Annotated in this window: 20 protein-coding genes; 8 read left to right on the forward strand and 12 right to left on the reverse strand. The window is 55.0% G+C overall.

Annotated elements, in window-relative coordinates; all coding sequences use genetic code 11:
* Window positions 1–11 precede the first annotated feature (11 nt).
* The 3 genes from yjiA to D6C13_RS13830 are packed head-to-tail and all read right to left on the reverse strand — an operon-like array spanning window position 12 to window position 3,433.
* Window positions 12–986 carry a GTPase gene (gene yjiA, locus D6C13_RS13820; RefSeq protein ID WP_120133307.1) on the reverse strand — a complete coding sequence of 325 codons (975 nt, stop codon included), beginning with the start codon at window positions 984–986 and terminating at the stop codon, window positions 12–14.
* Window positions 987–1,015: 29 nt separating this feature from the next.
* Window positions 1,016–1,219: a YbdD/YjiX family protein gene (locus D6C13_RS13825; RefSeq protein ID WP_120133308.1), complete on the reverse strand. Its 204-nt coding sequence runs from the start codon at window positions 1,217–1,219 to the stop codon at window positions 1,016–1,018.
* A gap of 60 nt (window positions 1,220–1,279) precedes the next feature.
* The gene (locus tag D6C13_RS13830; protein WP_120133309.1) at window positions 1,280–3,433 is read right to left on the reverse strand and encodes a carbon starvation CstA family protein; all 2,154 of its coding nucleotides are present in this window, start codon (window positions 3,431–3,433) and stop codon (window positions 1,280–1,282) included.
* Between the two features lie 379 nt (window positions 3,434–3,812).
* Between D6C13_RS13830 and D6C13_RS13835 the strand changes: the two genes are divergently transcribed.
* Window positions 3,813–5,249 (forward strand): glycoside hydrolase family 1 protein, encoded by a 1,437-nt coding sequence (locus tag D6C13_RS13835; protein WP_120133310.1) that lies wholly within the window; start codon window positions 3,813–3,815, stop codon window positions 5,247–5,249.
* 89 nt (window positions 5,250–5,338) lie between these two features.
* Here D6C13_RS13835 and D6C13_RS13840 read toward each other — a convergent pair whose 3' ends face one another.
* A complete protein-coding gene (locus D6C13_RS13840) occupies window positions 5,339–6,229 on the reverse strand; it encodes a LysR family transcriptional regulator (protein ID WP_120133311.1) in 891 nt (296 codons plus the stop codon).
* 235 nt (window positions 6,230–6,464) lie between these two features.
* Between D6C13_RS13840 and D6C13_RS13845 the strand changes: the two genes are divergently transcribed.
* Both D6C13_RS13845 and D6C13_RS13850 read left to right on the forward strand, forming a co-directional pair.
* The gene (locus D6C13_RS13845) at window positions 6,465–7,658 is read left to right on the forward strand and encodes an MFS transporter (protein ID WP_244212690.1); all 1,194 of its coding nucleotides are present in this window, start codon (window positions 6,465–6,467) and stop codon (window positions 7,656–7,658) included.
* A 63-nt stretch (window positions 7,659–7,721) separates the two neighbouring features.
* Complete coding sequence (locus D6C13_RS13850; protein WP_120133313.1) at window positions 7,722–8,750, forward strand: alpha/beta hydrolase; 1,029 nt, start codon at window positions 7,722–7,724, stop codon at window positions 8,748–8,750.
* A 38-nt stretch (window positions 8,751–8,788) separates the two neighbouring features.
* Here the strand turns inward: D6C13_RS13850 and umuC are convergent, their stop codons facing one another.
* Complete coding sequence (gene umuC, locus D6C13_RS13855; RefSeq protein WP_120133314.1) at window positions 8,789–10,054, reverse strand: translesion error-prone DNA polymerase V subunit UmuC; 1,266 nt, start codon at window positions 10,052–10,054, stop codon at window positions 8,789–8,791.
* 158 nt (window positions 10,055–10,212) lie between these two features.
* Complete coding sequence (locus D6C13_RS13860; RefSeq protein ID WP_208642896.1) at window positions 10,213–11,088, reverse strand: DMT family transporter; 876 nt, start codon at window positions 11,086–11,088, stop codon at window positions 10,213–10,215.
* Between the two features lie 192 nt (window positions 11,089–11,280).
* Here D6C13_RS13860 and D6C13_RS13865 point away from each other — a divergent pair, with 192 nt between their 5' ends.
* Window positions 11,281–11,769 carry an Lrp/AsnC family transcriptional regulator gene (locus D6C13_RS13865; RefSeq protein ID WP_120133316.1) on the forward strand — a complete coding sequence of 163 codons (489 nt, stop codon included), beginning with the start codon at window positions 11,281–11,283 and terminating at the stop codon, window positions 11,767–11,769.
* 122 nt (window positions 11,770–11,891) lie between these two features.
* Here D6C13_RS13865 and D6C13_RS13870 read toward each other — a convergent pair whose 3' ends face one another.
* From D6C13_RS13870 to D6C13_RS13895, 6 genes are all read right to left on the reverse strand, one after another.
* Window positions 11,892–13,058, reverse strand: a complete 1,167-nt coding sequence (locus tag D6C13_RS13870; protein ID WP_120133317.1) for a cupin domain-containing protein — start codon at window positions 13,056–13,058, stop codon at window positions 11,892–11,894.
* Between the two features lie 47 nt (window positions 13,059–13,105).
* Window positions 13,106–13,897, reverse strand: coding sequence for an HpcH/HpaI aldolase family protein (locus D6C13_RS13875; RefSeq protein ID WP_120133318.1), 792 nt, complete (start codon window positions 13,895–13,897; stop codon window positions 13,106–13,108).
* Window positions 13,878–14,636, reverse strand: coding sequence for an alpha/beta fold hydrolase (locus D6C13_RS13880; RefSeq protein ID WP_244212691.1), 759 nt, complete (start codon window positions 14,634–14,636; stop codon window positions 13,878–13,880). Before D6C13_RS13880 ends, D6C13_RS13875 begins: the two co-directional genes overlap by 20 nt.
* Window positions 14,633–15,400: an SDR family NAD(P)-dependent oxidoreductase gene (locus D6C13_RS13885; RefSeq protein WP_120133320.1), complete on the reverse strand. Its 768-nt coding sequence runs from the start codon at window positions 15,398–15,400 to the stop codon at window positions 14,633–14,635. The genes D6C13_RS13880 and D6C13_RS13885 overlap by 4 nt, the downstream gene beginning before the upstream one ends.
* On the reverse strand, window positions 15,400–16,731 hold the full coding sequence (hisD, locus tag D6C13_RS13890; RefSeq protein WP_120133321.1) for a histidinol dehydrogenase: 1,332 nt from the start codon (window positions 16,729–16,731) through the stop codon (window positions 15,400–15,402). The genes D6C13_RS13885 and hisD (D6C13_RS13890) overlap by 1 nt, the downstream gene beginning before the upstream one ends.
* 88 nt (window positions 16,732–16,819) lie before the next feature.
* Window positions 16,820–18,070: an MFS transporter gene (locus tag D6C13_RS13895; protein ID WP_120133322.1), complete on the reverse strand. Its 1,251-nt coding sequence runs from the start codon at window positions 18,068–18,070 to the stop codon at window positions 16,820–16,822.
* Between the two features lie 380 nt (window positions 18,071–18,450).
* On the opposite strand from D6C13_RS13895, the gene D6C13_RS13900 reads away from it, so the two are divergent.
* The 4 genes from D6C13_RS13900 to hisD (D6C13_RS13915) all read left to right on the forward strand — a co-directional run bounded on the left by D6C13_RS13900 (window position 18,451) and on the right by hisD (D6C13_RS13915) (window position 23,138).
* A complete protein-coding gene (locus D6C13_RS13900) occupies window positions 18,451–19,521 on the forward strand; it encodes a LacI family DNA-binding transcriptional regulator (RefSeq protein WP_120133323.1) in 1,071 nt (356 codons plus the stop codon).
* The gene (locus D6C13_RS13905) at window positions 19,518–20,489 is read left to right on the forward strand and encodes a nuclear transport factor 2 family protein (protein ID WP_120133324.1); all 972 of its coding nucleotides are present in this window, start codon (window positions 19,518–19,520) and stop codon (window positions 20,487–20,489) included. The genes D6C13_RS13900 and D6C13_RS13905 overlap by 4 nt, the downstream gene beginning before the upstream one ends.
* Before the next feature lie 195 nt (window positions 20,490–20,684).
* Complete coding sequence (locus tag D6C13_RS13910) at window positions 20,685–21,824, forward strand: nuclear transport factor 2 family protein (protein ID WP_120133325.1); 1,140 nt, start codon at window positions 20,685–20,687, stop codon at window positions 21,822–21,824.
* A 3-nt stretch (window positions 21,825–21,827) separates the two neighbouring features.
* Window positions 21,828–23,138 carry a histidinol dehydrogenase gene (hisD, locus tag D6C13_RS13915; RefSeq protein WP_120133326.1) on the forward strand — a complete coding sequence of 437 codons (1,311 nt, stop codon included), beginning with the start codon at window positions 21,828–21,830 and terminating at the stop codon, window positions 23,136–23,138.
* The last annotated feature ends 280 nt before the right edge of the window (window positions 23,139–23,418 follow it).

Consider the following 23,418-nt stretch of genomic DNA (forward strand, 5'->3'; position numbering starts at 1 on the left):
CCCGCCGGTTTTTATGAGATAAGGCAGGCCGGTTTCAGCCGGGCAAAGGCTTCGCGGATCTCTGTCTCGGGCAACTGCATACCGATAAAGACTAACGCGCTGCGCGGTGTTTCGTCCGGTTGCCACGGGCGATCCCAGTCGGCGCTGTACAGGCGCTGTACGCCCTGAAACAGCAGGCGGCACGGCTGGTCTTCTATCCACAACATGCCTTTGTAACGCATCAGATTGTCGGCAAAACTGGCCAGCAGTTCTTCCATCACCTGCGATATCGCCGTCAGCGGCACCGGATAATCCAGTTCCACCACAATTGAGGAAACGGTGTTTTGCTCCGCCGCCACGCGATGAAACAGCGGTCTGGCGGCGACCACGTTTTCTTCCAGCATAAATCCACGGGTATCAAATAACAGCGCCGGATCGATATCGCCCTGAACCATTTTGTACACCGGCGCGCGGGCATTAATGCGTTGCAGCCGGTCCGTCAGTGCCGTGCATTCACCGGACACATCCGTTTTGGTCAGCAGGATGCGGTCGGCATAACCAATCTGCGACTGCGCCAGCGGGAACTGATCCAGCTGCGACATGGCATGAACGGCATCTACCAGCGTGATAACGCCGTCTAAAACATAGCGTTCACAGATAACGTCATGCGCGAAAAATGCCTGAAGGATCGGGCCGGGATCGGCCATGCCGGTGCATTCAATCATCAGCCGGTCAAACAGCACCTCGCCTTTATCCACGCTGTCGAGCAAATCCAGCAGCGCCGCCTCCAGCTCGCCCGAGCGCGTGCAACAGATGCAGCCGTTGGACAAGGTAGTGATACGCGTGGCACGGTCGCCAATCAGCTGGTTATCGATAGGCATCTCGCCAAATTCGTTCTCAATGACCGCAATTTTTATCTCTTGCTGCGTATGCAGGATCTGGCGCAAAAGCGTGGTTTTCCCGGCACCCAGAAAACCGGTTAATACTGTGACTGCAATCGGTGTCATGGTTCATTCCTCTTCATAGCCGCATCCTCTTAGCAACAACGCATTCCGCCTTTACCGTCCCCGCCGTACCGCGCCTGCTGACGCTCGCGGAAAAACTCCTCGTAGGTCATCGGCGTGGTGTCCGGGTGGTTAGTCTGTATATGCAGAACGTAGGTGTCATAATCCGGTATGCCCACCAGCATACGTGCGGCCTGGCCGAGGTATTTCTTCGCTGCACCTAAGTTGTCAAACATACATCCTCCTTTGAATCTGTGTGGAAAAGCCCCGCGTGTGCGAGGCTTTCAGGCCAACGGTTAGTGACCGGAGACGGTTTTTATTCCTTCTGCCGGAACCGGCACGTAAGGCGTTTCCTTATCGGTGCGTTTGTCGGTTTTACGCGCCTGAAGGCAGGCGCGGATCCCGTAGTAAATGATGCTGTACACCACAATCAGGAACAAAATACTCAGCCCGGCGTTGGTGTAGTTGTTGATGACAATATGATGCATATTGCTGATCTGTTCCGGTGTCAGGTCAGCGCCACCTGCGCTGATGCGTGCTTTGTACTGACCGGCCATATAGAAGAAGCCTTCCATCTGCGCATTGGTGCTGAACAGTTTCAGACCCAGCGCCCAGGTGGTGCAAATCAGCAACCAGATGGCAGGCACCATAGTGACCCAGATGTACTTCGTGCGTTTCATTTTGACCAGAACTACGGTGGCGAGGATCAGCGCGACGGCAGCCAGCATCTGGTTCGAAATCCCGAACAGCGGCCACAGACTTTTCACGCCGCCCAGCGGATCGACCACGCCCTGATACAGCAGATAACCCCACAGCCCGACGCAACCCGCTGTGCCGATGATCCCGGCGACCAGTGAATCGGTTTTTTTCAGGAACGGTACAAAGTTACCCAGCAGATCCTGCAACATAAAGCGGCCGGAACGTGTACCCGCATCCAGAGCGGTCAGGATAAACAACGCTTCAAACAGAATACCGAAGTGGTACCAGAAGCCCATATCCGCCAGCGGCATGATCTTGTGGAACACATGCGCAATCCCGACGGCAAGCGTAGGTGCGCCACCTGCGCGGTTCAGTACCGAAGGTTCGCCGATGTCTTTCGCAGTCTGCATAATCTGCTCTGGCGAAATCACAAATCCCCATGAACTGACGGTTGCCGCGGCGTGCGCCGTGACGTCTTTCAGCTGCGCCAGGATCATCGGTGCATTTTCGCCACCCAGTTCGTGCAGGTTTGGCATGGTGATACCGAGCCCGGCTGGCGGGGTATTCATCGCAAAATACAAACCCGGTTCGATAATCGATGCCGCGACCAGTGCCATGACCGCTACGAAAGATTCCATCAGCATGGCGCCGTAACCGATAAACCGTGCATCGGTTTCGCAGGCCAGCAGTTTAGGCGTGGTGCCGGAGGCAATCAGTGCATGGAACCCGGACACCGCGCCGCAGGCAATCGTAATAAACAGGAACGGGAACAGCGCGCCTTTCCACAACGGCCCTGTACCGTCGATGTACTGCGTCAGCGCAGGCATTTTCAGTTCAGGATTGAGGATGACAATCCCGATCGCCAGCCCGACGATCACGCCGATTTTCAGGAACGTCGCCAGATAGTCACGCGGTGCCAGAATCAGCCAGACCGGCAACAGGGCAGAGACGAACGCATAACCAATCAGGGTAAAGGTGATGGTGGTGTCTTTGAACGTCAGCGCCGGACCCCAGTACGGATCGCGGGCGATAACGCCGCCGAAATATATGGCAGCAACCAGCAGGACAACGCCAATGACCGAGATTTCACCCACGCGCCCTGGCCGGATAAAGCGCATGTAGATGCCCATAAACAGCGCAATCGGCACCGTAGAACACACGGTAAACACGCCCCACGGGCTTTCTGCCAGCGCTTTCACCACGATGAGTGCCAGCACCGCCAGAATAATAATCATGATCAGGAAACAACCGAACAGCGCGATAGTGCCCGGCACCGGCCCCATTTCTTCTTTGATCATCTCGCCCAGAGATGCGCCGTTACGGCGTGAAGAGATGAACAGCACCATGAAGTCCTGCACCGCACCGGCCAGAACCACACCCGCCAGCAACCACAGCACGCCCGGCAAATACCCCATCTGCGCGGCAAGTACCGGCCCGACTAACGGACCGGCCCCGGCGATGGCGGCAAAATGGTGGCCGAACAGTACGTTGCGGTTGGTCGGCACGTAGTTCAGACCGTCATTGTTGATAACCGCTGGCGTCGCGCGCGAAGGGTCAAGTTTCATGACCTTCTGCGCGATATACAGGCTGTAATAGCGATAGGCCACCAGATAAACCGAGACAGAGGCCACGACTATCCATAAGGCGCTGATGTTTTCACCCCGCCGCAAAGCGACGACGCCCAGACAGCATGCACCGAGGAGGGCCACAATCATCCACGGTATATGCCTGAGTAATGTTTTTTTATTCATAAATAACCCGGTTATTTTGAAAAAATGACGAAATACCCTTCTCTGTTTCTTTATTAAGGATTGCTGTCAGAGAGCGGGGGATCTGTTGACTTGTGCTGTTTGTCTCGCACGTTTCCTGCTTATACAGGGTGTCAAAATCCCAGGGGCAGAGGGCGGAAACTTGGTCAGCGGTCACAGAGGGAGATAAGCGGTTATCACACGGGATGAGCGGTTCAGAGGGAAATTAAGGCAGGGAAATCTGTGAGTTAGATCACGCGCACTCCACGCCAGCCAGCCCGGTCGTTACCGTAACTTTTGTGGCACAGCCATCTTTTGACAGGTAAATTATTCATTGTTAAATGACCCGAGGGATCAGTCAAACACGTTCAGGGAGTTTTTTATGAAAGGTAAGTTTCCGCAAGGCTTCATGTGGGGCGGGGCAACGGCGGCCAATCAGGTGGAAGGCGCGTACGATCAGGATGGCAAAGGGCTGTCCATCGTCGATGCCATTCCGGGTGGCAAAGAGCGTCTGAAGATCGTTTCCTCACCGGAATTTGATTTTACCCTTGATCCCGCAAACCATACGTATCCGAATCATAAAGGCATCGATCACTATCATCGTTTTCAGGAAGATATCGCGCTGTTCGCGGAAATGGGATTCAAATGTTACCGTTTTTCTATCGCCTGGACACGCATCTACCCGAACGGCGTTGAGCAGGAGCCTAACGAAGCCGGGTTGAAGCATTACGATCAGGTGATTGACGCCTGTATCGCGCAGGGTATCGAGCCGGTGATCACGATTTCTCACTACGAGATGCCGCTGCATCTGGCTAGTGAATTTGGCGGCTGGAAAAACCGTGAACTGATTGGTCACTTTGAGCGTTTCGCCCGCACAGTGCTGACCAGATTCGGTCATAAAGTGAAGTACTGGATGACCTTCAACGAGATCAACAGCGCAGCGCATTTCCCGATCATGAGCCAGGGGCTGACGGTGAAAACCGGCGCGCTGGAGGCGCAGGCCAAATTCCAGGCATGGCATAACCAGTTTGTCGCCAGCAGTCTGGCAGTCAAAATTGCCCACGAAACCAATGCGCAAATCCAGATCGGCTGCATGATCCTGTTTGCCACCCACTATGCTTACGACTGTAACCCGGTTAATCAGCTGGAAACCCTGAAAGAGACTCAGGCGTTTAATTTCTACTGCGCCGACGTGCAGGCAGGCGGTAAATATCCTTACTACGCCAAAAGTCTGTGGCAGTCACAGGGTGTGGAACTGGATATTCAGCCGGGGGATTTAGAGCTGATTAAACAGCATACGGTGGATTACATTGGTTTTAGCTACTACATGTCTTCTACCATCAACAAAACCAATCCGGACGCGGTATCAGCGCAGGGTAACCTGCTCGGCGGTGCGCGTAATCCGTTCCTCGAAGCCAGTGACTGGGGCTGGGAAATCGACCCGGTTGGCCTGCGCATTGCCCTTAATCAGCTGTACGACCGCTACGAAAAACCGCTGTTTATTGTTGAAAACGGGCTGGGTGCCGTCGATAAACCGGATGAAAACCACTTCATTGCCGACGATTACCGCATCAGCTATCTGCGCCAGCACATTGAAGCAATGGCAGAAGCCATCGAAGACGGTGTGGACCTGATGGGCTACACCCCGTGGGGCTGTATTGATCTGGTGAGCATGTCCACCGGCGAGATGAGCAAACGCTATGGCCTGATTTACGTCGATCTCGACGATAAAATTTCCGGCACCGGTAACCGTTACCGTAAGAAATCGTTCCACTGGTATCAGAAAGTGATTGAGACAAACGGGGAAGATATTGGCTGATATTCTCCGGTCAGTCTGAAAACAGTCCGGGTGATGCCCGGACTAGACTTTCGCCTGCAATGATGGCTTTCTCTGTCCTGAAAACGAAATTAACGCTCAATCTTTAACGCATCCATCACCAGTGAAAATGCGGGCGAATGCTGTTTTCTGCTCGGGTAATAGAGGTAATAACCGGGGAAAGGCAGGCAATAAGGTTCCAGAAACCGAATCAGACGTCCTTGCGCAATATGGGGTTCGAACTCTTCTTCCGGTAAAAACGCGACCCCCAGTCCGGCTAATGCAGCGTCGACCATAGGTGCAGAAGTATTGAATGTCAGCTGTCCGTTAACACGCACATTGACCGGCCCCTCATCATTATCGAACTCCCAGACATACAGCCCGCCCGACGTCGCCATCCGCATATTCATGCAGTTATGTTGCAGCAACTCCTGCGGCGTCAGGGGGATGGCGTGTGAACGCAAATACTCAGGCGATGCCACCGCGGCCATGCGCAACTGAGGGGTTATCGGCATGGCAATCATATCTTTATCGATGGTGTCACCGAGTCGCACCCCTGCGTCAAACCGGTCAGCGACAATGTTGCGAAAACCGTGGTTGGCATCGAACTCCAGTTTTATCTCGGGATATTCGCGCAGCAGTGCTGATAACTTCGGTAACAGAATGGTTGAAAGAACATGCGGCCCACAGGTGATGCGAACTGTGCCTGCAGGCTTGTCGCGCATTTCTGTCAGCATATCGAGTTCCGCTTCAATCTCATCGAAACGGGTGCCGATGGCCTGCAATAACCGCTCGCCCGCCACCGTCGGTGAAACATTACGCGTGGTCCGCGTCAGCAGGCGGATATCCATGCGGTTTTCCAGCGCGGTAATGGTCTGGCTCAGGGCTGGCTGCGTGACACCCAGCTGCGCTGCCGCGCGGGTGAAACTGCCTTCGCGGGCAACGGTTACAAACGCTATAAGGTCATTGAGATTACGTTTCATCGCACCTTCTTCAATTCGATTAATAAGCTGAGCTTATAGACCCATTAAGTATTCATAACCTAGTAGGAATATACCCGTCGTGTAGAATTTTTAGCAAGCCAGAATACGAAAGAACCGGAATAATTCCTCCGTTTTATGACGTCAACTTTATGATCTTTATCTTTTATTCTCATTAGTGAGAAGCGACGTCGGCTTGCCAAAAATTCATCCTGCGAACGATAAAAAGGAACCGCGAGTGACGACAGCAGCCCAGAGAAGTGTAGTAAACACCCAAACCTCCGCGCACTGGAACGGGGTATGGGCGATAACGATGTGCGTATTTGCGCTGGTGGCCTCGGAATTTATGCCAGTGAGTTTGCTGTCGCCGGTAGCCCGCGATCTGGGTGTCAGCGAAGGGCTCGCCGGGCAGGGGATCGCCATTTCAGGCGGCTTTGCGGTAATAACCAGCCTGTCGATTTCCCGGCTGGCGGGTAACGTCAACCGCAAGGCGCTGCTTTTAGGGCTGACGCTACTGATGGCTTTTTCCGGCGGGCTGATTGCTTTAGCGCCCGGCTATATGACGTACATGACCGGACGCGCCCTGATCGGCGTGGCCGTTGGCGGATTCTGGTCAATGTCAGCCGCTGTCGCTATGCGGCTGGTTCCGCAGGATCAGGTCTCCCGCGCACTGGCGATTTTTAACGGCGGCAATGCACTGGCTACTGTGATCGCCGCACCGCTGGGCAGTTATCTGGGGGGCGTCATCGGCTGGCGAGGAGCCTTTTTGTGTCTCGTCCCCGTCGCGCTGATTGCCTTTATCTGGCAGTGGATCAGTCTGCCTTCAATGGCGCCGGAAAGCGGTAAACGCCCGACGGGAAATGTGCTGCGTCTGTTCAACAATCCGCTGATTGCGGCGGGTATGGCTGCGTGCGGGATTTTCTTTATGGGACAGTTTTCACTGTTTACGTTCGTGCGTCCGTTTCTGGAAACCATCACACGGGTCAGCGACGACAGGCTGTCGCTCATTTTGCTGACGATTGGCGTCGCGGGTTTCGCCGGAACACTGCTTATCGGCGCGTTTCTGGAAAAGCGTTTTTATCTCACGCTCATCGTTATTCCGCTGCTAATGGCCGGGGTCGCCGTCATGCTGATGGTGCTGGGGCATTCTTTCTGGTTCGTCATCATTCTGCTGGCTTTGTGGGGTTTGGTTGCAACCGCGGCACCTGTTGGCTGGTGGTCCTGGGTGGCGAGAACCTTCCCTGACAACGCCGAAGCGGGTGGCGGACTGATGGTCGCGGTAGTGCAACTTTCGATAGCGCTGGGGGCAACGGCAGGGGGATTTGCTTTTGATCACACCGGCTGGCGGAGCACGTTCATCGTCAGCGCTGTGTTGCTGCTCGTGGCCTCCGGACTGACCTATCTCACTTCCCGTAATGAACAACGTGCATAACTGCAATTATTCACCGGACGAACTGATGTCCATTCACCGCAATGCCTGATTAAGGATAATTCCATGAAAGTGTTTACGATGTTGTTAGGGCTGCTGGTCAGCTCGTTCGCTGCCACGGCTGCCGATATGTCTGAAGGTGCAGATAACTTTTATAAAAGCGATAAAGTGACTTTGCAAAAAGTGACGTTTAAAAACCAGTATCAGATGAATGTGACCGGGAGTCTTTTTATCCCGAAAGGCATGAATGAAAGCGCGAAAAACCCGGCCATTATCGTCGGGCATCCGATGGGAGCGGTGAAAGAACAAAGCTCCAGTTTGTATGCGCAAAAGTTAGCTGAGCAGGGGTTTGTGACGCTGGCGATAGACATTTCTTTCTGGGGCGAAAGCGAGGGTAAACCGCGTAATGCAGTCTCGCCGGATATCTATGCCGAGGATTTCAGCGCGGCCGTGGATTATCTCGGTACACGCCCGTATATCGACAAAAATCGTATCGGGGTACTGGGGATTTGTGGCAGCGGCAGTTTCGTTATCAGTGCGGCGAAAATTGATCCGCGCATGAGAGCGATTGCGACGGTCAGCATGTATGACATGGGGGCAGCGAATCGTCACGCGCTCAATAACTCGTTAACCCTTGCGCAGCGTAAACAAGTCATTGCTGAGGCTGCGGAGCAACGCTATACCGAATTCACGGGCGGCGAAACGAAGTATACCAGCGGGACGCCGCACAAAATTGATGAAAATTCTCCGCCGGTGGCCAAAGAGTTTTATGATTTCTATCGCACGCCGCGCGGCGAGTTTACGCCAGCAGGATCATCTTCCGCGCTGACGACGCACCCGACGCTGACCAGCAACGTAAAATTCATGAACTTCTATCCGTTCAACGATATTGAGACTATTTCGCCGCGTCCGATGCTCTTTATCACCGGTGATCAGGCTCATTCAAAAGAATTCAGTGAGGATGCCTATAAACGTGCGGGCCAGCCGAAAGAGTTATACATCGTACCGGGTGCCGGTCATGTCGACCTTTACGACCGGACCGATCTGATCCCCTTTGCGAAACTGACCGCGTTCTTTAACGAAAACCTGAAATAACCCAAGCCGGTTATCCACAGTCCGGGCCTTTGCCCGGACTACACTTTCGCTTTCACCAGCTCATTAAATCGTGTCGTATAGGCCGGTGACAGCATTTCGCGTTTCATCGACCAGCCGCGCTGGATCCCCTGACCGGCGAACCAGACTTTGCCGGTGCCTTTTTTGTGGATTTCGTCAAGCGTAGCCATCAGCTGTTCGCTGTTTCTTTTGGGCTGATATTCATCAAACAGATTCAGCTGCGCGACGCCCTGACTGAAAAAGTCACCCAGCATCACGCCACCTTTCTGATAGCGATAGCCGGGTTTCCAGATTTGCTCGAGACAACGTACGGCAGCGGCGAGGATATCGCGGCTGTCCTGCGTCGGCGTCAGAAGTTTGATCCCCGCATGATTGCTGTAATAGGGCACTTTCGGGTCGTGCGGACTGGTTTTCACAAACGCCGATACGTAGCGGCAATACTGATGCTCACCGCGCAATTTTTCCGCCGCACGCACGGCATAGTTACAGATCGCTTCGCGCATATCCTGATAATCCGTAATGCGCTCGCCGAAAGAGCGTGAACAGATAATCTGCTGTTTGGTGGGCACTGATTCTTCAAAAGCCAGACAGGATTCGCCGCACAACTCCCGCACGGTACGTTCCAGTACTACGCTGAAGTGTTTGCGGATAAGTGCAGAAGGGCAGTCGGCCAGTTGCAGCGCCGTGGTGATCCCGAGCATGTTGAGCTTTTTGCTGATGCGGCGCCCCACGCCCCAGACTTCTTCCACCGGCACCAGAGCCATCAGCTTTCGCTGACGGACAGTTTGCGATAAATCCAGCACGCCACCGGTGCCTTTCCAGGTTTTCGCCGCAAAGTTCGCCAGTTTTGCCAGCGTTTTGGTGGGCGCAATCCCCACGCCGACTGAAAGATGCGTCTCTTTCCAGATAGTCTTCTGCACCTCTTTACCGAAGTCATACAGCGAGATGCAGTTTTCGATATTGGTGATATCCAGAAAGGCCTCATCGATGGAGTAAATATCCACCGCAGGTGCCAGCCTTTCCAGCGTTTCCATCACGCGGCTGGACATATCGGCATACAGCGCGTAGTTCGACGAAAACACTGCCACGTTGTGCTGGCGGATCGCATCGCGGGTCTTGAAGAACGGCGCACCCATCGGGATCTGCGCCTTTTTAGCCAGCGCATTGCGGGCAATCACGCAGCCGTCATTGTTCGATAACACAATCACCGGTCGGCCGCGCAAATCCGGCCTGAACACGGTTTCGCAACTCGCGTAAAAGGAGTTCACATCAACGAGGGCAAACATGGTTCGGCTGCCGCTTGTCAGGGTTCATTTTCCACATCTGTTTCTGTATCCATAGAATACTGGGTATGCATACAGTATAATCATAAGTAGGAGAAATAGAAAATTCTTAAGGCAGCGCCACGGAACGCCCTGATCCTGTGGCGGTATTAGAAGCCTCGTTAGCCCTGTTGCCGCTTCGCAGACGAAAATGCAGTCATGGAGACTCCGGCAAAGACCAGTGCCAGACCGGCGAGAAACAGGCCGGATAAGGACGTGCCCAGCAACACAATGGATGCCAGCGCACCGATAAGCGGCACGCCGAGAGTGAAGTTGGACATGGCGAAAACGCTTATCCGGCGGCCATATTCGGAAGAAATCACGAAGCAAACTGAGGTGGCGATGGGGCCAATGAAAAAGAGTAACCCGAAGAGTCCCTTGCTGAGATGAATGGCCTGCGGGGAACCGTCAATGAGGCGCGCAATAAAAATCAGGGGCAGCGTGGCGATCAGCATTTGCCACGGTGCCAGAGACAAAGGCGTCGCCGTCCATTTATGGTGTCTGACATGCACAATCACCAGCGACCAGGAGATGGCGCCCGTGATCAGAAAAGCGCACCCCATCACCACGCCGGGTTTTGACCAGTCCATTTCCAGCGGTGAACAAATCAAACCGATGCCTGCCAGACCAATAACCAGCGCGCAGATTTGTATGGCCGAGGGAGTATGGCGCAGCAGCAGCCACGAGGAGACGATGCCCCACAAAGGCGTCGTATAAGCCAGTAAAACCGCATGACTGGTATCGGTATATTGCATGGCAATCATGCCCAGACCGGTGAACACCACCATCTGTAACACCCCGATGCTCAGCACAATGGGCAGGTCACTTTTTGCGGGCAAACGCAGCTGTTTTTTGAAGGCAACGAAGATAAACAGACAAACGCCGGCGCTGCCGAACCGGATAGCCCCGAGCCACAAGGGCGGCACGTCATTGAGTGCCAGTTTCGTTGCAGGCCAGCTCAACCCCCACAACACCACCATCACCAGAAGCCAGCACACAGTTCCCTTCATTGATGAGGGGCTGGAGTTTACGTTGATTACCGAACTGTTTTCCTGGTGCATACAGAACACTCTCTATTTTTATCAGAGGGATATTCTATTTTGCTGATGGTGGAAAAACTGTTCTTATTGCCCGCCATAATCACTATTATGGGTAACTCTGTTCTGTAAAAATGTTTATGGAGAATAATTTTGCCTGACAATGCCATTGAGCTGGATGAAACCAGCCTGCATATATTGGATCTGCTGCAGACAAATGCCGATATCAGCAATGCAGAATTAGCCGAACGTATCGGTTTGTCTGCGTCTCCCTGCTGGCGAAGAGTCACGGAGATGAAAGAAAAAGGCGTACTGCGTGGCTCAGTCATGCTGGTTGATCCGCTCAGTCTCGGGCTGGCGGTGAATGTTTTTGTGCATGTGTCCCTGAAGCAGCAGGACAAAGACTCGCTGAATCACTTTACCGATGCGATAAGCGACCGTCCGGAGGTGATGGAATGTTATCTGATGACCGGAGAATCAGACTTTTTGCTGCGGATCGTGGTGGAAAATCTGCAAAAGTATCAGTTGCTGATCACCGAGTGCCTCACTCAGATTGAAGGTGTCGCCAGCATTCGCTCGAGTTTTGCCCTCAGTCAGGTGAAATACACCACCGCCTTGCCGACAAGACATTTAAGAAAGTGAGCAGCTAAGAAGAGGATAAGAAGAAGAGAAATGCTTTCGCACTTATCCCAACCCCACAAGGTTATCCACATATTCTGGGGATAACCTTGTGCAAAGTTGCCCTGAAGGTAGCTGAAACGAGGTCAGATGGCGTGCGCGATTTTATCACCCGCTCTTCGCGCGGTGGATGGCAGAAGGCTGGCAGTGGCGATATAGCCGTCGGGATCGACACAACGATCTTCCTCAGATGCCCGCGCCATGATGTCTGCATCCCAGTAGAGACGTTTGCGATGATCCCCGCGGGTGGTCAGCGTGGCTTCCATTTCGCCGTCGATGGCGCGATAACGACGCCAGCTGTTAGCCGGTACCGACACCACTGAACCCTCTGCGGCGACGATGGTTACTTCTTCGCCATCACGGTTATAGGTCACTTCCAGCGCCCCCTTAAATACCATCAGCACCTGCACATCCGGGCAGAGGTGCCGCCCGACGCAATGCTGGTTCGAAATTCGCAGCCACTCAACGGAAAATCCGTGCGGATTGAGGATTGGCGGGGCAGAGCGGCGGTCTTGTGAAATACCATAACCAATCACCGGTGCCAGTTCTCCTCCGTGGCCGGGCAAAACAGAATCCAGCAGAGCGTGTTTTGACCAGGCGCGCTGTTCGCCGGTGACGGCGCGGCGGCTCATCTCCCCGACGGAATAATCACGCAGTGCGGCGATATGCTCCGCCGCCAGTGGCGGTAACAGGTCAGCTTTAGCCGGTGGCGGGCTGCCGGCTTCGACTTCAATCAGCATATTATCGCGGCTCAGGTACAGGCCGTGTTCGCTGGCAGCATCCAGAATCGACGGATGCCAGATTATCCCGCCGGTGTTGTCACCGCCGAGGACGGTAAATACCAGTCCGTTAGTTTCCTGCGGGCTGACGTTGGTAAAGCCGCGGAAAATCCAGGTCGGGATCGACAAAATGGCCGGTGCGCTGAACTCAGCTTCATGTTCGCCGTGCGCGCCCCAGCGGAAACGCCAGCTGCCTTCGTGGATCAGAAACACTTCGGCGGTGAAATGCAGGTGCAGATTGTTGGTCACGCCTTTTGGCATCGCCGCCGCACCAATGTTGAAACCATGGGCTTCGGGGATATTCACGACCTGAGAGGCGGACTGGGTCACGCCGGGGCCGACAAAGGAAAAATTTTGCTTCAGATTTGAGCCGGGCAGTTTGCAGTCAATAAACGCCACGCTACAGGAAACCCTGTCTTCGGGACGAACCAGACGGCGCTGTGCTTCTTCTTGTGTCAGGGTGATATGTTGCATGTCTTATCTCCTTAATAGCCTGATAAATAGCCTGATAAATAGCCGGATTAATAACCAGAAGTGCCGCGAACCGGCGCTGTTTTACCCTGTGCGGCCGCAATGGCTTCCCGTGCAGCACGACCCAGCTGCATCACGTCATTAGCGGGGGTCACGAAATGGAAGCCTTGCGCCAGACGGCTGGCGGCGGCTTCTCCCGAGGTGCAGAAGATCCCGGCGAGTTTTTGATGAGCGTGACAGCGGGTGAGAACGCGTTCGATGGCGTCAAGCATCTCAGGATTCTGGGATTCCGCGCTGGCCTGTCCGGTGAGCGTTAAAGAGAGATCGTTCGGGCCGATGAAAACGCCATCCAGCCCGTCGGTGTCGAGAATGGCATCCAGATGTTCCAGCCCTTCACGCGTCTCAATCATCGCCAGCGTCAGGATCTCTTCATTGGCGTATTGCGGATAATCCTTCCCGCCATAAAGCAGCGCACGCGCAGGGCCGAAAGAACGGTTACCGAGTGGGGGATAACGGCAGGCCGCGACAAATTGTTTCGCCTGTTCAGGAGTGGAAATCATCGGGCAGATAATGCCCCAGGCACCGGCATCCAGCAGCCGCATAATCTGCGCCGGTTCGTTGCTGCCTACCCGTGCCAGCGGTGTGGCGGGCGTGGCAGAAATGGCCTGCAACATAGACAGTGCGCTGGCGAAGTCGATCATGCCGTGCTGTAAATCCACGGTGACACAATCGTAGCCCTGATGTCCGGCTATCTCCGCGCTGTAACCGGAGGGAATGGCCAGCCAGCCGTTGATGATCGGCTGCTGCTGGCGGAACGCCGCTTTAAGCGGATTTTTTCTCATGATAAGACTCCTGTATCCAGTGACGAAGAGCGGTGGCGACCGCCTGCGGAGATTCTAAGGGCAGAAAATGCCCGCTGTCGGCAAGGGTTAGCCAGCGGGCGCGGGGAGCGGCGCAAGTCACCGCCTGATGATGTTCAGCGGTACAAATCACATCGTGAGCGCCGCTCAGCACCAGCACCGGCGCGGTAAACGCCGAAAGTGCTGCACGGTGATCGGCGCGGGTAATGGCAATCTCTGTCTGACGGGCGAAGGTCTCAGTGCCACATTCCTGCGCCATCTGCACAATGGTGTGATGCAGCACCGCATCATCCAGCCGGTCGGGGGCGACGTAACGCGACCAGAGCGTGGTGCTCAGCCAGGGTCCGACACCCTGACGCGCGGCATCCTGCACGGCGGCGCGTCGGCTGGCGGCATTGGCGGGCGCATCGCTCAGCGGATTCACCGATAACAGCGCCAGTCCGGCGAGACGCTCCGGTGCCTGCGCCATCATCTCAAGGGCCACGATGGCACCGAGGGAAAATCCCGCAAGATAAAAGCGCGGCGGCAACACCGTCAGAAGCTGTTGCGAAAGCGCCGCCGCCGAATCCGCAGCGCAGACCGTGACCGTCTGCACGCTGCTGACATTGAGAAGCCCGATCACCGGTTGCCAGAGGCGGGCGTTGCATAACGTTCCGCCCAGCAATACCAGCGGAACGTCTTGGTTATCCAGCAAAGGGAAAGGGCTGATGAGTGAGGTCATGTGGCTGTCCATCCCCCGTCTACCATCAGCGACGCGCCGGTGATCAGCGCAGACGCTGATGACGCCAGAAACACCACCGGCCCCATCACATCTTCCAGCGTGCCGAGACGTTTGAGCTTGATGTTATCCAGCACATAACGACTGAACGCGGGCGAGGCGAGATTTTCGCGCGAGAGCTCGGTCTCTATAAAAGTGGGGCAGAGCGTGTTGACGCGGATACCCGCCTCGCCGAGCTCCAGCGCCATGGTTTTGGTTAAGCCTTCCAGCGCGAATTTAGAGGCACAGTACACGCTGCGATCCGGGCCACCGACATGCCCCATCTGCGAGGAGATATGAATGACTGAACCGGCAATCTGCCGTTGTTTCATCCGGCGGGTGACCTGCTGGCTGAGGAAGAACGTTGCCCGCAGGTTAAGCGCCATCACTGCATCGTAGTTTTCCTCGCTGACCTCAAGAAATGGCTGATGGCGCGCCAGTCCGGCGCTGTTGACCAGAATGTCGAAATCAGGAAGTCCGGCCAGGGTGTCCGCAACCTGCGCGGTGTCGGTGATATCCAGCGCCACCGTGTGCAGTATCAGCCCGTCAGTGGCGGCCAGCTCAGCGGCTTCCCGCAGCTGCGCAGCCTGGCGTGCGACTAACCACACCTGCGCACCTGCGCGGGCGAGCGCCACTGCCGCAGCAAAACCGATACCACGGGAACCCCCTGTCACCAGTGCGCGGCGGTTTTCGAGACGAAAATCCGGCGAACGGGGAAGTGCGGTCATCACGACGCTTTCCCCAGATCTTGCGCAGGGACGGAACCGGCGTAAGGCACTTCCTGATTTCCGTAACGGCGTACACGAATGTTGGCCTGTTCCGCGTGGCCGGAAAAACCTTCTAACTGGCAAAGACGCGAGCAATAACTGCCGATTTCCGTTGAGGCTTCATCGCTCACGACTTTCTGCCAGGTGCAGGTTTTCATGAATTTACCGACCCACAGACCGCCGGTATAACGCGCGGCTTTCTGCGTGGGTAGCGTGTGGTTAGTGCCGATCACCTTGTCGCCGTAAGCGACGTTGGTGCGCGGGCCGAGGAACAGCGCGCCGTAGTTGGTCATATTGGCGAGGAACCAATCGTCGCGATCGGTCATCACCTGAACGTGTTCGGAGGCAATGCGATCTGCTTCCTGAAGCATTTCCTCGTAACTGTCGCAGACGATCACTTCGCCGTAATCGCGCCACGACTGACGCGCGATATCCGCCGTCGGCAGTTGCGTCAGCAGACGTTCCACTTCGCGCAGTGTCTCGCGGGCGAGTTTCAGGGAATTGGTCAGCAAAATGGCCGGTGTGGTCACGCCGTGTTCGGCCTGACCGAGCAGATCGGTGGCACACATTTCGGCATCAACGGTTTCATCGGCAATCACCAGCGTTTCGGTCGGGCCTGCGAACAGGTCGATCCCCACGCGGCCAAACAGCTGGCGCTTGGCTTCGGCAACAAAAGCGTTACCCGGCCCGACCAGCATATCGACGGGTTGCAGGGTTTGTGTCCCGAGCGCCATCGCGCCAATCGCCTGGATCCCGCCTAATGCGTAGATTTCCGTGGCGCCTGCCATGGCCTGCGCGGCCACAATGGCAGGCGCGGGCTGACCGTTGAACGGCGGGGCGCAGCTGATAATGCGTGAGCAACCCGCCACATTGGCGGTGATAATGGACATATGCGCCGAGGCGAGCAGCGGATATTTGCCGCCCGGCACATAACAGCCGACGGCATTAATCGGAATATTTTTGTGGCCGAGAATAACGCCAGGCCGTGTTTCCACTTCCAGATCTAACAAACAGGCACGTTGCTGTGTGGCGAAATTAAATACCTGCTGTTGTGCAAACTCGATGTCTTTAATATTTTGCCGAGTCAGCTGTTTTAAACAGGCATTAATTTCATTTTGTGACAGGCGATAATCTTTACGGTCATAATGATCAAACTTAAAAGATAATTCCCGCACTGCCTGATCCCCGCGCTGTTCAATATCCGCCAGAATATTTTCGACAGTAATACTGATTTCTTTACTGGCTTGCTGACGTTCAGATAATGATTTGCTGGTTTTTAAATACTGAGTCATGAGTTCTCCTTGCCTGTTTCAGACGTGGCGACACCGCCAGAATAAACAGGTGAAATAAATCGTTGGGAAATTAAATAACGCCGGATGTTTACGCTTTTTTCACGTAATCCTGTGCCGGTGTCAGATGTACGTGCTCATTCTGTACTGCCGGTTTCTTTACCTGCCGCTGATATACGCTGCGTGCCGCCATCGGCGTGAGCAGGGCAGCCACCACGGACAGGGCACCAATCAGGTAATAGCCGGAAGATAAATTAATATGTTGCAGCATCAGCCCCATTAATACCGGGCCGACAAACATTCCGCAGGAGTAGATGGTCTGAAACAGCCCCATGCGCGTGGACTGCTCATCCTCAACCGTATTCACCACGCTCAGCGACATAAATACGGCGAACGCCATACCGAATGAGAACCCGGCAATCGCCTGCAAGAAGTAGATCACATAAAGATTGGCGGTGAAAGGGATGCCGATACTGGAAATTACCTGCAAAACGATACCTATCAGCGCGGTATTCACCAGGCCCAGCCGTTTGTAAAACACCGAGCTGCACAGCGCAATAGCCAATGCGTAGAACACCAGATGGATGTTGCTGAGCAGGGTCAGGATCCCGGCTTTAGCGCCGAGCTGCTGCGCGTAAATCGGCGTCAGCGTATCGCGGGTGGCGAAAGGCACCAGGATCACAATGGTCGCCAGCAGGCCGATTAGCCACACCGAGGGATCAGCCATCTGGCGTTTCGCGCTGGTCATACAGGCTTTCAGCGTCGGCGCGCTTGCCGCATCGTGAAACTCTTTGATGCGGGTGGTGAGGATCAGCGCCAGCAGCGCCGCCGCGCTCGAAACAAAGTAACCAATGCTTTTATCGATAAAGTGGATCAGCGCACCACCGATACAGTTGCCCAGAAACACGCCCAGCGGCCCGGCGAGGGCCAGCAGCGCCACGGCGGCGGGGGCATCTTTTCGGTCGAAATAGCGAATAAACAGAATGTTGTACAGCACCCAGGTGGCGGCGGTGAACCCGTCAGCCGCTTTGGCCAGATACAGCGTCACGGCGTTCGGTTCCAGATAGGCAATAGGCCAGGTGACCAGCGGCAGCAACAGACTGAACTGGATAAAAATCTTCCGGCTTTTCACCACATCCGACAGGATGCCAATGGGAAAACGCACGAACAGCGTCGCCAGACCACTGGCGCCCATGATGATCCCCACTATCTCAGGCTGCATGCCTTCGCTGATCAACATCGGTGCCAGAAAAGCATCGATACTGTGGATACAGATAAAAAATAACACACTGATAGCAAAAAAAAGTCTGACTTCAGAACGACTAAAGAGTGCACGAAACATGGTGGTAAACCTCTTAAAATTAATGGGTTGTGACCAATCAAGTACGGCATTAACCGGCTCATTCCTTTGGTTGCTGCTCCCTGTCCCCGGTAAAAATTGACGGCGTGTTTGCATTGCATGAATACGTATTCAAAAACTGAAGTTACGAAAAGGTTTCAATTTTGTAAAGGTTAAGATTGTAAATGTGAAAAAAATATTTTTGGTTGTTGCATACGCATGCAAAGATGGTGTAAGTATAAAAAACAGACATTCCTGCAAAGGGGTAAACCGCCAGACTGGCGTTCTCTGCACGGTACGTTAGACTGATGCAACACTTTGTTTGTAAAAGATGTTTGTAGAAATTAATGCGATAACGGGAATGTTGATAAGGAACAGCGGCAATGAAACGTAAGACTTTTGGGCCCGTGACATCACAACATGTCGCGCAGCTCGCCGGAGTATCACAGTCAGCGGTATCGAGAACCTTCACGCCGGGGGCCAGTATTTCCCCGGCCACCCGTGAAAAGGTGCTGAAAGCAGCACGCGAGATTGGCTACCGGCCTAATGCCATCGCCCGTTCACTGAACACCGCCCGCTCACGCATTGTGGGGGTGGTGATGTCCTATTTTGATAATCAGTTTTATCCGCAGGTGCTGGAAGCGCTGGCGCAACAGCTCGATGAGCTGAATTACCACCTGCTGCTGTTTGTCGGCGATCGTGACGGCAATGTGGACCGGATTTTCGACCAGATCATGCAGTACCGGGTCGATGGCATCGTGCTGGCTTCCGTGTCGCTTTCGCTCGAGCTTTCCGAAGAGTGTCTGGCGGCGGGGATCCCGGTGGTGCTGTTTAACCGCAGCGAAGAGACCGGCATCGCGTCGAGCGTCAATACCGATAACGTCGCCGCTTCGCGCCAGATTGCAGAATTTCTGCTTGCCGGTGAGCATAAGCGCTTTGCGTATATGGCCGGGGTTGCCGATTCCTCGGTGAATCTGGCGCGCCAGCAGGGGTTTGTCAGCGCGCTTGAGGCGAAAGGTGTTCAGGATATTCGGGTGGTGCAGGGCGATTATGACGCGCAGAAAACCGCGCGTGCGGCGCAGGAACTCTTCTCGTCCTCCGCACCGCCTGATGCGATTTTTGCCGCCAACGATCATATGGCGCTGACGGTGATGGATGTCGCCCGCTATGAGTTTGGGCTGCGGATTCCTGAGGATGTGTCGGTGATTGGCTATGACGACACCGGTGCGTCGGGCTGGCCTTCTTATGCGCTGACATCCGCCTCACAGCCGGTGACGGCGATGGTGACGGCCACGGTGGCGCTGCTGATGAAACAGATTGAAAGCGAAAATATCGAGCCGGAGCAGGTGGTGGTCACCGGTGCGCTGATCGTCCGCCATTCCGCGCGGCGTCCGCATTTCGGCGTAGTCGAAAAAGAGGGATTGTCATTGTTCCAGCCACAGGAGGTTGAATGAGCAGGTTGCCGGGGTTTAGCCCACAGTTTGATTCGATACAGCAATTTATCCTCACGCTGACCCATGTCGTCTGGGAGCAGAAGGATATCGGCCAGCTGGCTGATTTTTATGCCAATCCGGTGGTGTTCCATACCCCCGAGAAGCAGCTGAACGATCTCTCTCAGTTTATGCGCCTGACGCTGGAAGCGATGCACAGCTTTCCGCAGCGTACGGTTCTGACCGAAGACATTTTGTGTTCTCACATACCGCAAGACGAGTACTACGCCGCCCAGCGTACGCTGGCCTGTATTCAGCATCAGGGCGAAGGCTTTTTCGGGCATCCGAGCGGTAAATCCGTGTGGGTGCGGACGTGGGCCGACCGCGTTTGTGCCGATGGCGCGGTGCGTCAGGAGTGGTTATTGCAAGATCGCGCGGCCATTGTTTCGCAGATTGGCCTGGATGTGCGTGACTTCGCCCAACAGCTGGCGCGGGTGCGTCAGGAAGCCGGACTTGAGAACGTGTCGCCGGAAGAAATGGATGCCCGCTGGGCAGGCGGTCCGGAAGGAGATGACGTCGAAGGTCCGCTGGCCGGGCTGGTGGAACGCTATCTGTCGATGTGGGCGGGCGGCAACAGCGGCGTGGTGCCGGGGTTATATCATCCGGCTGCCACCCTGCACGGGCCGGGGCATGTGCTGCGCACGGGTGAACAGGATATCGGCGGCTATTTATCCGGTTACCGGGCGTCATTTGCCGATTGCGAAACGCAGCTGCATCATCTGATTGTGCGCCGTGATGCGAACGAGCCGATCCGTCTGTCCCTGCGCTGGTCGATGCTCACCTGGCATGACGGCTACGGAAAATTTGGTACGCCGACGCGCCGGCCGGTCGCCATCACCGGTATCAGTCAGCTGGAATTGCGCGACGGTCTGATTATCCGCGAATATCTTGGGGTAGATGAATTAGCCATCTGGTCACAGATTTTTAATTAGTAGATCTTTACTTAATAGGGGGGAACTCCCCCCTGAAAAATCATCTTCTGATAAAACGATATTAATTTATCGGGGGGTGACTGTTGTCAGAATAACGTAAACGCATTATCGCCATTTTCAGGCGAGGGAGTTCTTCATCCCTAAATAACAGTGCCGGGTATTACCACGGCGCATCAATACAACGCAGGAGGTTATATGTCTTCAACCGAAGCCACAAATAAAACACCGGTAGTTGCTGAGAAAACAAATACTAAATCCGCTCGCGAAGAGTCTGTATTACAGGTTGAGCGTCGCGACTTCGTTGATTTAGTCCCGGAGAAAAGACCGCGCGCGCAATCATTAAGAGGTTTTGATGACTGTTATACCGATATTGTCGATTACATCGTGCGATGCACCCATAAAATATGGGATGAACGTGATGTCGGATTAATTTACACCCACTATACCCACAACTGCGTGTTATATAACGCGCTCGGCACCATGTATAACCGTGAGCAGGTGGTACATGACACCCTGCAACGTCTGGTGGCATTCCCGGAACGTCGCGGTATGGCCACGCAGGTTATCTGGAACGGGAACGACGTCGATGGTTTCTATACCTCGCATCTGGTGACCGGCACTGGCCGCCACACGCAACACAGCCATCTAGGCAAACCGACGCAGCGTACTTTTGTTACCCGCACCGTTGCCGACTGCATGATCCACGAGAATAAAATTTATCGTGAGTGGGTGGTCAGCGACAACATGTCAGTGATGAAGCAGCTCGGCCTGAATACCGATGTCATTGCCTACGATATGGCGAAAGAGCAGTTTGATAAAGGTTTCCGCGTGACCGATATCGGCGAGAACCGCCGCATGGTCGGGCAGTATCCGCCTGAAATGGAGTGCGATGTTTCCATCGCGCACACCGATACCGAAGAACAGTGCCTGCGCTGGCTGCATGAAATCTATAACCGCCGCATGCTGGGCAAAATCAAAGATGTCTATGCGCCCAACGTGCAGTGGCACGGTCCGTTGCTGAAAGAGCTGTACGGTCAGGCGGCGGTTATCCACCAGACGCTCGCACTGATTGGCATGATCCCGGACGGTGCGTGGATGCCGCAGCACATCTGTTCCAACCCCTGTGACGAAGGCGGTACCAAAGTGGCGGTGCGCTGGATTATGGAAGGGCATCACCTCGGTTATGGCGAGCTGGGCAAACCGACCGGCGAGCGTCTGTTCGTGATGGGGATGTCTCATTACCACATTGTAAAAGGCAAAATCATTGATGAATGGGTGGTGTACGACCATCTGGCACTGCTGGCGCAAATCAAACTGGGACAAATGGAGGAGTAAGTCATGGGTAAGATTAATGCGGATGATGTGCAGTTTCTTAAACGCCCGCAGGGGCAGGATGCGCAGGCTGACCGGTCACTGACGGAAACCGTTCATCAGATTATTGAACAAGTGCGCACACGCGGTGACGCGGCTCTGCGCGAGTATTCTGCGAAATTCGACCAGACGACGCCGGATCAGTTTGAAGTATCGGAAGCGGAAATTAGCCGGACGCTGGCCGATCTGGATCCGCAAACCCGCAAGGACAGTGAGTTTGCCATTGCGCAGGTGAAGCGTTTTGCCCAGGCGCAGCTGGCGACCATGAAACCACTGGAAGTGGAAACGCTGCCGGGTGTGCATCTGGGTCACCGCATTATTCCTATCCAGACCGTGGGATGTTATGTCCCCGGCGGGCGATACCCGATCCTGTCGGCGCCGGTGATGTCTATCGTACCGGCAGTGGTGGCGGGCTGTGATGAAATCATTGCCTGTCTGCCTCCGGGTGCTCATCCGGCGATGATCGCGATTTGTCATCTGGCGGGCGCGCACCGCATCTTCAAAGTGGGTGGCGCGCAGGCGATTGCAGCAATGGCGTGGGGCACGGAGTCTGTTCCGGTGGTGGATAAAGTCGTCGGGCCGGGCAATGCTTTTGTGAATGAAGCGAAAAGGCAGGTATTCGGGAAAGTGGGCATCGACGCGCTGGCGGGCCCAAGTGAGATCTACGTCATCACCGATGACAGCGCCGACCCGCGTATGCTGGCTGCCGATCTGCTCGCGCAGGCCGAGCATGACGTGCACACCCGCGTCGGCATGGCGACCACCAGTCAGCGCATCGCCAGTGAAACGCTGGCTGAAATAGCCCGGCAGCTGGAGACGCTGCCTACCGCAGCGACGGCAGGCGAAGCGTGGAAGCGGCAGGGCGAAATTGTGGTGTGTCAGGATGAAGAACAGCTGATTGCCTGGGCCGACCACATGGCGACGGAGCATTTGCAGGTACATACCCGCGATCCTCATGCCACCGCCAGCAAAATCCGCAATTACGGTTCACTGTTTATCGGGCAAAACGCCAGCGTGGTGTTCTCGGACAAATGTTGCGGCACCAACCACACGCTGCCGACGATGGCCGCAGCGCGATATACCGGCGGTCTGTGGGTGGGGGCGTATGTGAAAATCTGTACGCACCAGTGGATCGACGACCACGGCATTGCCTCTGTCGCTGAACCCGCCGTTCGTCAGAGCCGCACCGAAGGCATGCAGGCACACCGCCGCGCCGCTGAAATCCGCCTGCGCCCGAAGGATATCGATCTCATCACCGGCGGCAAATGCGACCAGTAACCGCGTTGGTCTGACAACACAACACCGTTAAGTCAGCGGAAGTACTGGCTTAACGGTGAGTTTACGAACCTGCTGCTTATGATCCCTGCACTGTCAGGGGTTTCGGCCTCTCACGTGTGTGGCCGGTCGGGGAGGGTTCCGCAGGAATGGAAAAATGTTTTTAAAATACCACTAGACGACTGGTCTAATTGTTGTTAGCTTAGCGACAAGGTGACGGCAGACGGGCGATATCACACTCTTTCCGTTCTGGCCGGATCCAAAGGCTGTTCGACTATTTTTT

Source organism: Rahnella woolbedingensis (genome assembly GCF_003602095.1).
GTDB classification, from domain to species: domain Bacteria; phylum Pseudomonadota; class Gammaproteobacteria; order Enterobacterales; family Enterobacteriaceae; genus Rahnella; species Rahnella woolbedingensis.

Excerpts from the sequence above, each read along its gene's own strand:
- yjiA (WP_120133307.1), bottom strand. The coding sequence starts at position 986 with ATGACACCGATTGCAGTCACAGTATTAACCGGTTTTCTGGGTGCCGGG.
- D6C13_RS13825 (WP_120133308.1), bottom strand. The coding sequence starts at position 1,219 with ATGTTTGACAACTTAGGTGCAGCGAAGAAATACCTCGGCCAGGCCGCA.
- D6C13_RS13830 (WP_120133309.1), bottom strand. The coding sequence starts at position 3,433 with ATGAATAAAAAAACATTACTCAGGCATATACCGTGGATGATTGTGGCC.
- D6C13_RS13835 (WP_120133310.1), top strand. The coding sequence starts at position 3,813 with ATGAAAGGTAAGTTTCCGCAAGGCTTCATGTGGGGCGGGGCAACGGCG.
- D6C13_RS13840 (WP_120133311.1), bottom strand. The coding sequence starts at position 6,229 with ATGAAACGTAATCTCAATGACCTTATAGCGTTTGTAACCGTTGCCCGC.
- D6C13_RS13850 (WP_120133313.1), top strand. The coding sequence starts at position 7,722 with ATGAAAGTGTTTACGATGTTGTTAGGGCTGCTGGTCAGCTCGTTCGCT.
- umuC (WP_120133314.1), bottom strand. The coding sequence starts at position 10,054 with ATGTTTGCCCTCGTTGATGTGAACTCCTTTTACGCGAGTTGCGAAACC.
- D6C13_RS13870 (WP_120133317.1), bottom strand. The coding sequence starts at position 13,058 with ATGCAACATATCACCCTGACACAAGAAGAAGCACAGCGCCGTCTGGTT.
- D6C13_RS13875 (WP_120133318.1), bottom strand. The coding sequence starts at position 13,897 with ATGAGAAAAAATCCGCTTAAAGCGGCGTTCCGCCAGCAGCAGCCGATC.
- D6C13_RS13880 (WP_244212691.1), bottom strand. The coding sequence starts at position 14,636 with ATGACCTCACTCATCAGCCCTTTCCCTTTGCTGGATAACCAAGACGTT.
- D6C13_RS13885 (WP_120133320.1), bottom strand. The coding sequence starts at position 15,400 with ATGACCGCACTTCCCCGTTCGCCGGATTTTCGTCTCGAAAACCGCCGC.
- hisD (WP_120133321.1), bottom strand. The coding sequence starts at position 16,731 with ATGACTCAGTATTTAAAAACCAGCAAATCATTATCTGAACGTCAGCAA.
- D6C13_RS13895 (WP_120133322.1), bottom strand. The coding sequence starts at position 18,070 with ATGTTTCGTGCACTCTTTAGTCGTTCTGAAGTCAGACTTTTTTTTGCT.
- D6C13_RS13900 (WP_120133323.1), top strand. The coding sequence starts at position 18,451 with ATGAAACGTAAGACTTTTGGGCCCGTGACATCACAACATGTCGCGCAG.
- D6C13_RS13905 (WP_120133324.1), top strand. The coding sequence starts at position 19,518 with ATGAGCAGGTTGCCGGGGTTTAGCCCACAGTTTGATTCGATACAGCAA.
- D6C13_RS13910 (WP_120133325.1), top strand. The coding sequence starts at position 20,685 with ATGTCTTCAACCGAAGCCACAAATAAAACACCGGTAGTTGCTGAGAAA.
- hisD (WP_120133326.1), top strand. The coding sequence starts at position 21,828 with ATGGGTAAGATTAATGCGGATGATGTGCAGTTTCTTAAACGCCCGCAG.